Annotated in this window: 8 protein-coding genes; 6 read left to right on the top strand and 2 right to left on the bottom strand. The window is 70.1% G+C overall.

Annotated features, from left to right (window positions below):
• The first annotated feature begins 84 nt into the window (after positions 1–84).
• Positions 85–2,268 carry an RNA polymerase recycling motor ATPase HelR gene (gene helR / locus AB5I40_RS41955; RefSeq protein ID WP_370935746.1) on the top strand — a complete coding sequence of 728 codons (2,184 nt, stop codon included), beginning with the start codon at positions 85–87 and terminating at the stop codon, positions 2,266–2,268.
• Positions 2,269–2,271: 3 nt separating this feature from the next.
• Here helR and AB5I40_RS41950 read toward each other — a convergent pair whose 3' ends face one another.
• Entirely contained in the window at positions 2,272–3,237 is a 966-nt protein-coding gene (locus AB5I40_RS41950; protein WP_370935745.1) for an Lrp/AsnC family transcriptional regulator, read from the bottom strand.
• Between the two features lie 70 nt (positions 3,238–3,307).
• Between AB5I40_RS41950 and AB5I40_RS41945 the strand changes: the two genes are divergently transcribed.
• Complete coding sequence (locus AB5I40_RS41945) at positions 3,308–4,720, top strand: amidase (protein ID WP_370935744.1); 1,413 nt, start codon at positions 3,308–3,310, stop codon at positions 4,718–4,720.
• A gap of 396 nt (positions 4,721–5,116) precedes the next feature.
• Here the strand turns inward: AB5I40_RS41945 and AB5I40_RS41940 are convergent, their stop codons facing one another.
• On the bottom strand, positions 5,117–8,245 hold the full coding sequence (locus AB5I40_RS41940) for a BTAD domain-containing putative transcriptional regulator (RefSeq protein WP_370935743.1): 3,129 nt from the start codon (positions 8,243–8,245) through the stop codon (positions 5,117–5,119).
• Between the two features lie 95 nt (positions 8,246–8,340).
• Between AB5I40_RS41940 and AB5I40_RS41935 the strand changes: the two genes are divergently transcribed.
• From AB5I40_RS41935 to AB5I40_RS41920, 4 genes are all read left to right on the top strand, one after another.
• The gene (locus tag AB5I40_RS41935; RefSeq protein ID WP_370935742.1) at positions 8,341–9,207 is read left to right on the top strand and encodes an NAD(P)-dependent oxidoreductase; all 867 of its coding nucleotides are present in this window, start codon (positions 8,341–8,343) and stop codon (positions 9,205–9,207) included.
• Positions 9,208–9,217: 10 nt separating this feature from the next.
• Entirely contained in the window at positions 9,218–10,078 is an 861-nt protein-coding gene (locus AB5I40_RS41930; RefSeq protein ID WP_370935741.1) for an NAD(P)-dependent oxidoreductase, read from the top strand.
• A gap of 167 nt (positions 10,079–10,245) precedes the next feature.
• Entirely contained in the window at positions 10,246–11,253 is a 1,008-nt protein-coding gene (locus AB5I40_RS41925) for an ArsR/SmtB family transcription factor (protein ID WP_370935740.1), read from the top strand.
• Between the two features lie 169 nt (positions 11,254–11,422).
• Positions 11,423–12,619 (top strand): ROK family transcriptional regulator, encoded by a 1,197-nt coding sequence (locus AB5I40_RS41920; protein ID WP_370935739.1) that lies wholly within the window; start codon positions 11,423–11,425, stop codon positions 12,617–12,619.
• Positions 12,620–12,642: the final 23 nt, after the last annotated feature.

The raw sequence follows: 12,642 nt of genomic DNA, 5'->3' as shown, positions 1-12,642 counted from the left end.
ACAATAAAAAATTCGACGCGTCTTCACCAGGAAATCAGAAGTTCGCGCCGAATCTGGGTTCAGAATAACAGCAGCGAGGGGCACGTGTCAACTCAGGGGTACGAAGAAGAACTGCGGTCCGAACAGGACTACGTCGCCGGGCTGTACCGGCGGCTCGACGACGAGCGCGAGCGGGCCGATAAGCGCTACACCGCTGCCCTCAAGCGAAACGACGGGACTCCGGGCGAGCGCGAGGTCGAGGTGCGCGCCCTTACGCGCGAAAAGCGGCGGTTGGCGTTCGCCGACTCCGGGTTGTGTTTCGGGCGGCTCGATTCGCTCGAGGGCGACCATTCCTACATCGGCCGGGTCGGGCTTTTCGATCAGGACGACGAGTACAAACCCGTTCTTCTCGACTGGCGCGCTCCGGCTTCGAGCGCGTTTTACACCGCAACAGCCGCCACGCCCGAGGGCATGCGGCGGCGGAGGCAGTTCCACACGCACGGCCGGCAAGTCACGTCCTTCACCGACGAGGTCTTCGGGCGCGGCGGCGGCAGCGACGAGGAGAACGACGCCGACGCCGCGCTGCTCGCCGCGGTCAACGCGCCCCGCGGCGAGGGGATGCGGGACATCGTCGCGACGATCCAGGCCGAGCAGGACCGCATCATCCGGCTCGACCATCCCGGCGTCCTGGTCATTGAGGGAGGGCCAGGAACCGGGAAAACGGTCGTGGCGCTCCACCGCGTCGCGTATCTGCTCTACACGCAGCGCGAGCGGATGGAGCGCCACGGCGTCCTCGTCCTCGGGCCGAATCCGGCGTTCCTGAACCACATCGGCCGCGTGCTGCCGTCGCTCGGCGAGTCCGACGTGGTGTTCACCACCCCGGGCGGGCTGCTTCCGGGGCTGCGCACGCACATCGAGGACGAGCCGGAAATCGCGCAGTTCAAGGGATCTCTGCGGATGCTCGACGTCCTCAATGCGGCGGTCGCCGACCGGCAGGAGTTGCCGCAGGAGCCCATCCTGATCGAACTTCGCGACATCACGGTCCGGATCGACGCTGCAACAGCCGAGTGGGCTCGCGACGAGGCGCGGCAGAGCGGACGGCCGCACAACGAGGCGCGGGCGACGTTCGTCGAGATCGTCACGTACGTGCTCACCGAACGCGCCATGGCCCGCATCGGGCGCGGTTGGCTCACTCGCGACGACAAGGAGGAATGGGAGGACCTCCGTTCCACGCTCGTCAAGGAACTCCTCGCCGACAGCGCGTTCGTCAAGGCGATCGACCGGCTCTGGCCGATCCTCACCCCGGAAAGCCTGCTGGCCACGCTGTATTCCTCCCCCGCAAGGCTCGCCGCCGCCGGCGCCAGCCCGGCGCTGCTGCGCGAGCAGGGCGACGCCTGGACGGTGTCGGACGTCCCGCTCCTGGACGAGCTGATCGACCTCCTCGGCAAGGCGCCGGACCGGGCGAAACAGAAGGAGGACAAGGCCGAACGCGAGGCGGAGGCCGAGTACGCGGCCGGCGTGCTCGACATCATGCGGCTCGACCGCGAGGAGATGGACGAGGACATCGGCCTCTCGGCGGAGCACCTGCTCTACGACACCGACCTGGCCGAGCGGTTCGTCGAGTACGACACCCGCGACCTCGCCGAACGCGCCGCCGCGGACCGGGACTGGACGTACCGGCACGTCGTCGTCGACGAGGCCCAGGAACTGTCCGAAATGGACTGGCGGGTGCTGATGCGGCGGTGTCCGAGCCGGTCGTTCACCGTGGTCGGCGACCTGGCGCAGCGCCGGTCGGCGGCGGGGGCGCTCGACTGGGGCACGATGCTGGATCCGTATGTCCCGGGCCGCTGGGCCTACCGTTCGCTCACCGTCAACTACCGCACCCCGGCGGAGATCATGGCCGTCGCGGCGGCGGTGCTCGCTGAGTTCGCGCCGGGGGTCGAGCCGCCGGAATCGGTTCGCGCGTGCGGGATCCGGCCGTGGTCGCGGAAGGTCACCGACGACGAATTGCCTGCCGCGGTGGAGGAATTCGTCCGCGATGAAGCGGGCAAGGAAGGGACCAGCGTCGTGATCGGGCCGCCGGACGTGCCGGGTGCGGTGCTGGCGTCGGAGACGAAGGGGCTGGAGTACGACGCTGTGCTTCTCGTAGACCCGGACCGGATTCTCGCGGACGGTCCGCGCGGCGCGGCTGAGCTGTATGTCGCGCTTACCCGGGCGACGCAACGGCTCGGCGTGCTGCACCGCGGCACGTTGCCGTCGGTGCTGAACGGGTTGGCGGAAAAGGCGTAACCGTCAGGAGCGCAACTCGGGAGCGAGGACGCTGCTGCGCTTCAACGCTTTCAGCACCACCCCGGTATGCACCGAATCCGCCTGCCGGGACCATCCGGAGCTGCCGACGAACTCGTGCAACGCGGCGATGTCGGGCAAGGTCACGTCAGCGAGCAGCTGATACTCGCCCGTCATCGCCGCCGCGTACCGCACGTACGGCGAGCCCAGCAACGCGCGGCCGATGTCGTCGACGTCGTGCGGGCGGCACCGGATCCACAGCAGCGCCTCGACCGGCAGCCCCAGCACGGCCGGCTCCACCACGGCCCGGATGAACACCTTTTCCTCCCGCCGCAACGCTTCCAGCCGGCGGCGGACGGTCGATTCCGAGATCCCGGCGGCGCGGGCGAGCTCCTCGTGGGTCCGCCGGCCGTCCTCGCGCAGCGCGCGCACGATGGCGCGTTCGTCGCTGCTGAAGGCGACGCCGTCGGGCTGCCGGGGTTGCGGGGTCGGCTGCGGCAGCGAGGAGATCGCCGCCGTCTCGGAAGGACTGAGCAAGCCGGGCTGCCATTCGTGGATGGTGCGGTAGTAGCGGGTGACGGTATCGGCCGTCAGATCGTGCAGGCCGGGGATTGCCGCCATCTCGTCGAACATGAAGGTCGGCAGCCGGTTGCGGTCGCAGAAGACCTCGGCGACCAGTTCGCCCTGTCCGGTGATGAGGTAGCAGAAGCTCGTCTCCGGCCGTCCCGCGAGCGCGGTGCCCGCCGGACGGCCGAGCCCGGCCCGGCAACGGCCGCGGACCAGCAGCGGCACACCGTGCGGCGAAACGGCGACAACCGTCACCACGCCGGTGCGCAGCAGGTGCGTCCCGCGCCGGGCCACCGTGCGCTCCGGCGCGTCCAGCACCTCGGCGATCCGCCGCCAGGACGCGCGGCCGTCGACTTGCAGCGCGCCGACGATCCGGCGGTCGAGGGGGTCCAGCCGTGCGGTCATCAGCCAATACCCCAGCACCACGCGCGAAGCTGATGTCGCGAACGGACACCGGGGTCAGGAAGGAAAGCCAGTGAGCGCCGAGGAGATCTGTTACCTGCCCGCCCGCGAACTGGCCCGGCGGCTGCGTACCCGCGAGGTGTCCGCCCGCGAGGTGCTGCAGGCCCACCTCGACCGGATCGAGCAGGTCAACCCCCAGATCAACGCCATCGTCACGCTGACCGCCGAGCGCGCGCGGAGCGAGGCCGCGGCCGCCGACGAACGTCTCGCGCACGGCGAGGAGGTCGGTCCGCTGCACGGGATTCCGGTGGCGCACAAGGACACGCACGACGTCGCCGGAGTCCGCACCACCTACGGCTCCCCCATTTTCGCCGACCACGTGCCGGACAGCGACACGCTGGTCGTCGAACGAATCCGCAACGCGGGCGCGATCACGCTCGGCAAGACGAACGCGCCGGAATTCGGGGCCGGTTCGCACACCATGAATCCCGTTTTCGGAGCCACGCGCAACCCGTATCGGCGGGATCTTTCCGCTGGCGGCAGCAGTGGCGGCGCGGCGGCGGCGCTGGCCGCGGGTCTGCAGCCGCTCGCCGAGGGCAGCGACATGGGCGGTTCGCTGCGGAATCCGGCGTCGTTCTGCAACGTCGTCGGTCTGCGTCCGTCGCCGGGACGGGTGCCGACCTGGCCGGCGACGCTGCCGTGGGAGGCGCTGGGCGTGCAGGGGCCGATGGGCCGGACGGTCACGGACGTCGCGCTGCTGCTGTCCGTGATCGCCGGGCACGACGAGCGCAACCCGATCTCGCTCGACCAGCCCGCCGCGCCCTTCGCCGGATCGCTCGACGCCGACCTCGCCGGGCTGCGGGTGGCGTGGTCGCCGGATCTGGGCGGCCTGCCAGTCGACCCGGCGGTCACCGCTGTGCTGGAACCGGCGGTGAAGGTGTTCGCCGAGCTCGGCTGTCGCGTCGAACCCGCCTGCCCGGACCTCGCCTCCGCCGACGAGGTCTTCCGCACCTTGCGAGGATGGCTCTTCCACGCCGGGTTCAGCGGTCTGCTCGAAGAACATCCTGACAAGATGAAGCAGACCCTCAGGGACAACATTGCTTTCGGCGCAACGCTTTCCGGTGCTGACATCGCGAGCGCGCAGACGCGGCAGCTGCAGCTCATCAGCGGGATGCGGGAGTTCTTCAGCCAGTACGACCTGCTGCTCGCGCCGGTGAGCCAGGTGCCGCCGTTCCCGGTGGAGTGGGAGTATCCGGAAACTGTTGCCGGGCAACCGATGCACGACTATCTGGAGTGGATGCGCTCGGCGTATTCGATCTCGGCGACTGGTTGTCCGGCGCTGTCGGTTCCTGCGGGGTTCACTGAAGACGGACGGCCGGTGGGGTTGCAGATCATCGCACCGATGCGGGGCGAGTTAGGGCTGTTGCGCGCCGCGCATGCTTTCGAGCAGGCCACCGGGTATGGGAAGCAGCGGCCGGTCTTCTGAGCTGCCCAGCTCGCCGCCCGCGCGGAACTCGGCTGCACTGAGAATGCCGCTCGCACGGGCGGTGATCCGGTCCACGTCCCCGCGCTCCGCGACGGGCAGCGCTGCGCCAACCCCGGCGCGAGAAGCCGCAGCCGCACGGCTTCGCGAGCCGCACCGGCCAACGCATGTGCGCCCGCCAAACCCTCCAGCTCGATCTCGGCGACCGGCTGCCCGGCCCTGTCGGTGTCTGCGGGGTTCACCGAAGACGGACGGCCGGTAGGGCTGCAGATCTTCGCACCGATGCGGGCCGAGCTGGGGCTGTCGGCGCCGCGCACGCTTTCGCACGGGAGCCAGCGGCCGGTCTTCTGAGCTGCCCTGCCGCGCAGGCCAAGGTCCGTGAAGGGCTCCTTCCGGGAATCAGATTCCCTCAAGGAGCCCTTCACGGACCGTCAGCGGCGCTCCCTGCTCACCGCCCGCGCGGAACTCCGTCGCGAAATTCTCCGCACCGAGAACGCCGCTCGCCCGGGCGGTGATCCGGTCCACGTCGCCCCGCTCCGCAGCGGGCAGCGGTGCACCAACCCTGGCGCGAGAAGCCGCAGCCGCGCCCAGCAACCGCGCGGCTTCGCGGGCCGCGCCGGCCAACGCGTGGGCGCCCGCCAAACCTTCCAGCGCCAGTGCAATCGCGCGCGGATCCCCGGTCCGGTGGGCGATCTCGTAACCTTCCCGCTGCCGCAGCAACGCGGCCTCCGGAGCTCCGCGCAATTCGGCGACGAAACCGAGTTCCGCGAGGATCAATGTGTTCCCCGGTTCGAAATCGACCTGCTTGTTCCATTCGAGCAGCGTCCGCAAATGCCGCTCGGCGAGATCGAGGTCGCCCTCGCGCCGGGCGCCGAGAGCCAGCCCGGTCAGCGCATACATCTCCCCCGGCGTGAAGCCGTGCTCCGCGGCGACCTCGCGAGCACGGTCATGCAGTTCGCGGGCGGCGGTGTAGTCCTTGCGCAGCAACGCAACCCGGCCCAACCACGACAGCTGGTACGACGCTTCCGGCCACAAGCCCAGTTCCTCGGCGATCCGCAATCCGTCGACGTGGACCGCCTCAGCGCGCGCGTAGTCCCCGGCAAGGGAACTGAGTGCGCCCCGCGCGAAAATCGCCTGCAGCTGGCCCCATTTGTCGCCGATTTCAGTAAACAAACCCGCGCAACGATCGGCGTAACGCCATGCTGCCGCGACATCGCCTCTCGACAACACCTGGCTCGCGCGGTCGCCACTCGCCGCAGCGATTCCCCACCGGTCGTCGGCAGCTTCGAAGGCGGCTAGGGCGTCCAGGGTCAGCGGTTCGGCACCGGTCAGATCGGCCACCGTGGACAGTGCATAGCCGATGAACCACTTGGCCCGGGCGCTCATCGGCTGTTCGGCCACGGGACGCCAGTCGGGCCGGTCGCCAGCCAAGATGCCGAGCGCGGTGAGCGTCGCCTGTGCTTCCGCGCGCAGTTCGGGATCGCCGCCGGGCAAGCCGAGCGCGGCGCGCAGGGAACGCATCGCCTCGGCCATCCGGCCGCGCAGGAATCGGTACCAGGACAGCCGGTTCGCCAGCCGCAACGCGTCGTCGGCGCTCCCCCAACCGGCCAGATTTTCTGCTGCGGCACGGAGATTCGGCAGGTCCGCATCAAGGCGTTGGAGCCAGCGTCGTTGGTCTCGGCCACGGAGACCGGCGTCCGCGACACCGGCGAGCCGGACGTAGTACTCCGCATGCCGACGCCGCGTCTTTTCGACCGCACCGGCCTCGCGCAGTCGCTCCAAGCCGTAAACCGCTACCGATTCGAGCAGCCGGTACCGCGCGTTGTTCGCGGGCACGACCAGTGAGCGGTCGACGAGCTTCGCCAGCAGACCCAGCACCTCGGCTTCTTCGACGCCGCCGCCTGCGCAGACCGCCTCGGCCGCGTCCAACGCGCAATCCTCGGTGTGCACCGATAGACGTTGCAGCACAAGGCGTTCAGGCTCGCTCAGGAGTTCCCAGCTCCAGTCGATCATCGCGCGCAAAGTCTGCTGCCGGGCGGGTACGCCGCGACGGGTGGTGTCCAGCAGGCGGAACCGATCGTCCAGCCGCCGCAGCAACTCCTGGACGCCCAACGCCCGCACACGGGTCGCGGCGAGTTCGAGCGCCAGCGGCAATCCGTCCAGTTTCCGGCAAATCTCCGCGACCGCAGCCGAATCAGCACTGTCCACAGTGAACCCGGTGTCGGCTACCCGTGCGGTGAAAAGCTGCGCGGCGCTGTCGTGGTCCAGCGGCGGCACCGGGAATTGCGTTTCCCCGGTAATCCCGAGCGGCTCCCGGCTGGTGGCGAGGATCCGCAGTCCGGGCGCGGCCGCCAGCAGTCGTGCGGTCAGCGCGGCGACCGGCTCGATCAGCTGCTCGCAGTTGTCCAGGACGACGAGGGTTTCCTTGCCCCGCAACGACTCGGCCAGCCGTTCCACGGGATCCGCCTGCGAAGGAACCGCCGCGTCGCGGATTCCCAGCGTCGCGGCGATCGCCTCCACGACCCATTCGATCGGCGGACACTGGCTCAACGCGCATTCATGCCGGTCCATGCCGGTCAGTTCCACGAGCCACGCACCCGCGGCGAAGTCGCCGCCGAGCCGGTGCGCGGTCTCCAGCGCGAGCCGGGTTTTGCCGACGCCGCCGGGCCCGGTGAGCGTGACCAGGCGAGATTCGCTGACGAGCGTGCTGACGGCCCGCACCGCGGCGGTCCGGCCGACCAGTTCGGTGAGCGGCACCGGAAGCTGCGGGACGACGGCGGTCAGCGCCGGGTCCTGCGCCAGGATCGACCGGTGCAGTGCGGCGAGTTCGGGCCCCGGGTCCAGGCCTAGCTCATCGGCGAGACGGCGGCGCAACTCGTCGTAGGAGGCCAGCGCTTCGCTCTGCCGGCCCGCCGCATACAGCGCGCGCAACTGGAGAGCGCGCAGTCGTTCCCGCAACGGATGCTGGCGGACGAGGTCGGCCAGTTCCGCGGTGAGCGCGGCATGTTCGCCCAGAGCGAGCCGGGCGTCGGCGAGGTTTTCTTGCGCGGCAAGGCGATCCTCGTCGAGCCGCTGGATCACCGGCTGCGCGAAGGGTTCGTCGGCGAACTCGGCGAGCGCCGGGCCCCGCCACAACGCCAGCGCTTCAGTGAGCAGCTCGACCTTCGACTCCGGATCCGCCGCCGTGCTTGCCGCAACGGTTAACACACGAAACCGTCCGACGTCGACCGCCTCCGGCTCGGTCCGCAGGACGTAACCGGGTGCCTGATGGACGAGCGCGCGACCCTGCCCCGGTTCGGCGGCTTCGAGCGCACGGCGCAGCTGCGAGACTTTCGTCTGCAGCGTGTTGACCGGATTGCCGGGCAGCTGGTCGCCCCACAGGTCGTCGGCCAGCCGGTCCGCCGACACCGGACGGCCCTCGTGCACGAGAAGGACCGCGAGCAGGGTCCGGACCTTGGCCTCGGGCACCCGGACCGGCTCGCCGTCGTCGCTGGTCACGGCCAAGGGCCCCAGGATGCCGAATCGCACAGAACCACCGTAGCCGCATCCGTGCGCGGACCCCCAGCGAACCGTGCGCGGCGCTCGGCACCGTGGTCGGCAGATCAACGAACTGGAGGGACGACATGTCCGGGAATGCGACCTCGGCGACCGTGCTGGGGCTCGGTGCGATGGGCAGCGCGCTGGCCGGTGCACTGCTGGAGACGGGACGGCCGGTGACGGTCTGGAACCGCTCGGCGGACAAGACGAAGCCGCTGGTGGCACGGGGTGCGGTGGCGGCAGGGTCGGCCGCCGAAGCGGTCGCGGCGAGCGAACTGGTGATCGCCTGCCTGCTGGACGACGCGTCGGTGCGCGAGGTGCTCGGCACGGCTTCGCTGGCCGACAAGACGGTGGTGAACCTGACCAACGGCACCCCTCGGCAGGCGCGCGAGCTGGCCGAATGGGTCTCGGAGCAGGGCGGGAAGTTCCTCGACGGCGGCATCATGGCAGTGCCGCCGATGATCGGGCAGCCGGGCGCGTTCGTGTTCTACAGCGGGCCCAAGGATCTCTTCGACACGCACCGCGCGGCGTTCGACGCGTTCGGCGGCAGCAACTACGTCGGCGAGGACCCGGGGCTGGCGGCGTTGCACGACCTCGCGCTGCTGTCGGGGATGTACGGCCAGTTCATCGGCATCTTGCAGGCTTACGCGCTGATCCGCAGCGAAGGCCTGTCGGCGGTCGAGTTCGCGCCGCTGCTGAGCGGATGGCTGACCGCGATGAGCAGCTTCGTCCAGCAGGCCGCTGTGGAGGTCGACAGCGGCGACTACACCCAGGGCGTCGTGTCGAACCTGGGCATGCAGGCGGCCGCGTTCGACAACCTGCCCGCCGCGGCGGCTGACCAGGGCGTCAGTTCCGAACTGCTCGCGCCGCTGCACCAGCTGCTCCTGCGCCGGGCCGCCGACGGCCACGGCGCGGAAAACCTCACGAGCGTCATCGAACTGCTGAAGAAATAAGGAGAAACCCGTGAATGTGACGTTGATCGGGCTCGGCCCGATGGGCCAGGCCATGGTGCGGTCCTACCTGGCCGCCGGCCACGAGGTGACAGTGTGGAACCGCACCGCGAGCCGGGCCGACGAGCTGGTGGCCGCCGGTGCGAAGCGCGCGGAAACGGTCGTGGACGCGCTGGCCGCGAACGAACTGGTGCTTCTCAGTCTCACTGATTATCAGGCGATGTACGACATTCTCGCGCCGACCGAGAACGCGCTGCGGGGCAAGATCGTGGTGAACCTCAGCTCGGACACGCCGGAGCGGACGCGAGTGGCCGCGGAATGGCTGGCCGCACGCGGGGCGGAGATGATCGCCGGCGGGATCATGGTGCCCGCGCCGGTCGTCGGCACCGAGGGTTCGTTCGTGTTCTACAGCGGCGCGCAACCGGTGTTCGACCGGATCGAGCCTGCCCTGCGCGTCATCGGACGGCCGGACTACCGGGGCGCGGACCCGGGCCTGGCGCAGCTGTACTACCAGTCGCTGCTGGACCTGTTCCTCACCACGCTCTCGGCGTTCCTGCACTCCGCCGCCCTGGTCGGCACGGCCGGGGTGCCCGCCGCGACGCTGGTGCCGTACGCGGCGGAACTGCTGACGCTCGTGCAGACGACGCTGGACGAAACCGCGAAGAACGTCGACAGCGGCACCCATCCCGGCGACCAGGCGAACGCCAAGATGATGGGCGCGACGGCCGACCACGTCCTCGCCGCCAGCCGGGACGCGGGCATCGACACGGCCCTGCCCGCCGCGGTCAAGGAGCACTACGACCGCGCCATCGCGGCCGGGCACGGCCGGGACAGCTGGTCCAGCCTGATCGACGTGATCCGCAGCAAGGCGTGATCCGCTCGCGGTCTGGGAAGCCGTCGCCGTTGAGCCCGGCCGAATCCGCGGCCCCGCCCGCCGACGGATCCGCGCCGGTCGTCGGAGGACGCTTCCCAGACCGCGGTTCCGGGCCGCATCCTGGACGCAGAGCCGCGCTGGGGAGGCGCGGACCAGGGGTGGTTTCGATGCTGCGCATGATTTTCACCGCCGAAGACCTGTGCCGGGTGCGAGTGGCCAGCGGCGCGCACCCGACGTGGGAGCTGATTCTGAGCATCAACAGTCTCCAGGACCCTCACCTGCCCCTGGAGTACCGCGGCTGGCGAGCGGCAGTCCTCGGCGGAGCCCGGCGCGCCCCCGCCCGCTGGCGCTGCCTGAAGGCCGCCGCGGAATTGGTCCCGGCCGGGAACTTCCCGGACTTCCTGACGCCCGCGCTGGACGAAACGGACGTCGGAGCCCACTTCGAAGCGATCCTGGCCCAGCCGAAAGCGGCCCTGCGCGAGGACATCGTCCGCACGTTCGCCCGGCACCGCCGCGTACCGAGCTGGGCCCGCACGGTTTACGCCGACGGCAGCACGCGTGGTGTCGTGCATGCCTTGCGCGAGTACAGCGACCTGGTCCTCGGACCCGCGCGGCCGGTCCTGGACCGGCGGGTCGAGACCGACCGTGCCCGCTATGCGGAACAACTGCTGAACGGTGGGGTCGAGGCGCTGCTGGGGAACCTGCACCCGTCGATCCGGTGGCGCAATCCGGTGCTGGAGGCGGACTATCCCCGCGATCGCACGGTGTCGTTGGAAGGCCGGGGGCTGGTTTTGGTGCCTGCGCATTTTTGCTGGGGCGAACCGGTGACGTTCATCGACGCCGCCCAACGACCGACGCTGGTGTGCCCGGCGGCGGGGTTGGTGCCGGATGAATCGGTGGGTTCTCGGGAGGATCAGCTGGCGGGGCTGGTGGGTCGGACGCGGGCTCGGTTGCTGTGCGAATTGGCGGCGGAGGCTTCTACTACGGCGCTGGCTACTCGGCTGGGGGTGTCGCCTGCGGCGGTTAGCCAGCATACGAAGACGTTGCGGACGGCTGGGTTGATCACGACGACTCGAGAGGGGGCGGGGGTGCAGCATTCGCTCACACCGTTGGGGAGGGCGTTTCTCAACGGGACGATGACGTCCACGTCCTCCGCTTCCGTTTCACTGGACTGACTCGGCCGGATCGGCAACCGGTCGCCTTCCAGGATGTCCGCGATGCGCCTCTCCGCTGGCAGCGGATCGCGGCCGAGGAGGCGAGGGGGCGGCCGAAAGAGAGCTTCCGGCCGCGGCACCCAGCCCACGACACTGGATTAGGACTTCGAACTCATGGCACACTGACCGCATGCCGACCCCATCCTCCCGCCCCGCTCCGCGCGGCGGTTCGCTGCGAGGTCTCCGCGAAGCGAATCGCGAGCGGGTGCTGCGGATTCTGCAGGCCGGGCCGCGGCCGCAAGCGCGGATCGCCGAGGAGGCGGGCCTTTCCCCGGCGACCGTCACCGCCATCGTCCGGGAGCTGGTCGAGAGCGGGCAGGCGACCGTCGAGCCGGGGACCTCGTCCGGGCGCCGGGCGACCATCGTGTCGCTCGCGACCCAGCCTCCGGGGACGCTGGTCGGAATCAGTCTCCGCCGGGACGGGATCGACGTCGCGACCTGGGGCAAGAGCGGAGCCCGGCTGGAATCGGCGGGCTGGGACGGCCTGCCGGATCCTGGCCGGACGAACCGGGAGCGCGTCGCCCGGTTCGTCGCGGATGCCCTGCCAGACGGCGAGCAGGCGATCGAAGCGACCGTCGCCATGCCCGCCGCGGTGCCGCTGGCCAAGCGCCGGACGATCGTCCTCCCGCCGGAGTACCCGCTCGCGGACTGGGTCGGCGACGACGCGCTGGCACCGCTCGAGCAGGTGCTCGGAACGCCGGCCGCGGCGAAGAACGACGCGAATCTCGCGGCTCTCGCGGAGCTGCGGATCGGTGCGGCGCAAGGGGTTTCGAACGCGCTGTACCTCGAGCTGTCCGAAGGCGTCGGCGGCGCGTTCATCCTCGACGACGAGGTCTTCGAGGGCGACGGCGGCATGGCCGGCGAGCTGGGCCACCTCCAGGGGTCCGAGCACGGTCCCCGCTGCTGGTGCGGAAACCGGGGATGTCTCGAGCTCCTCGTCGGCGCCGACGCCCTTCTCCCCGGCCTTCGGGCGCTGCACCCCGGGGAGCCGATGACGCTGCGAACGCTGGCCGACGACGTCGCCGACGGCCGGGAGCTCGCCCGGCGGATCGCGGTCGAAGCCGGGCGCGACGCCGGCTACGGGGTGGCCCCGCTCGTCCAGGCGCTCAACCTTTCGACCGTCGTCGTCGGCGGACAGCTCGCCGCGTGCGGCGATCCACTCCTTTCCTCTTTCACCGAGACGCTGAGTCATTTCTCGGCTCTCGTCGGCCCGCGCGTCGAGACCCGGCTGGCTTCCCTCGGACCCCGCGCCGTCGCTCTCGGCGCGGTTGTCGACGCAGCCACTCGCTGCGGCTTGTATTCATTTTCTGAACTCAAGAACGTATAATTTTGCTTTTTGAATTCGAAGCT

Origin of the sequence: Amycolatopsis sp. cg13 (assembly GCF_041346965.1) — a bacterium.
Taxonomy (GTDB): domain Bacteria; phylum Actinomycetota; class Actinomycetes; order Mycobacteriales; family Pseudonocardiaceae; genus Amycolatopsis.
Note: the sequence above shows the minus strand (reverse complement) of the source record. Positions and strands in the feature narration are given on the sequence as shown.

Excerpts from the sequence above, each read along its gene's own strand:
- AB5I40_RS41950 (WP_370935745.1), bottom strand. The coding sequence starts at position 3,237 with ATGACCGCACGGCTGGACCCCCTCGACCGCCGGATCGTCGGCGCGCTG.
- AB5I40_RS41935 (WP_370935742.1), top strand. The coding sequence starts at position 8,341 with ATGTCCGGGAATGCGACCTCGGCGACCGTGCTGGGGCTCGGTGCGATG.
- AB5I40_RS41925 (WP_370935740.1), top strand. The coding sequence starts at position 10,246 with ATGCTGCGCATGATTTTCACCGCCGAAGACCTGTGCCGGGTGCGAGTG.
- AB5I40_RS41920 (WP_370935739.1), top strand. The coding sequence starts at position 11,423 with ATGCCGACCCCATCCTCCCGCCCCGCTCCGCGCGGCGGTTCGCTGCGA.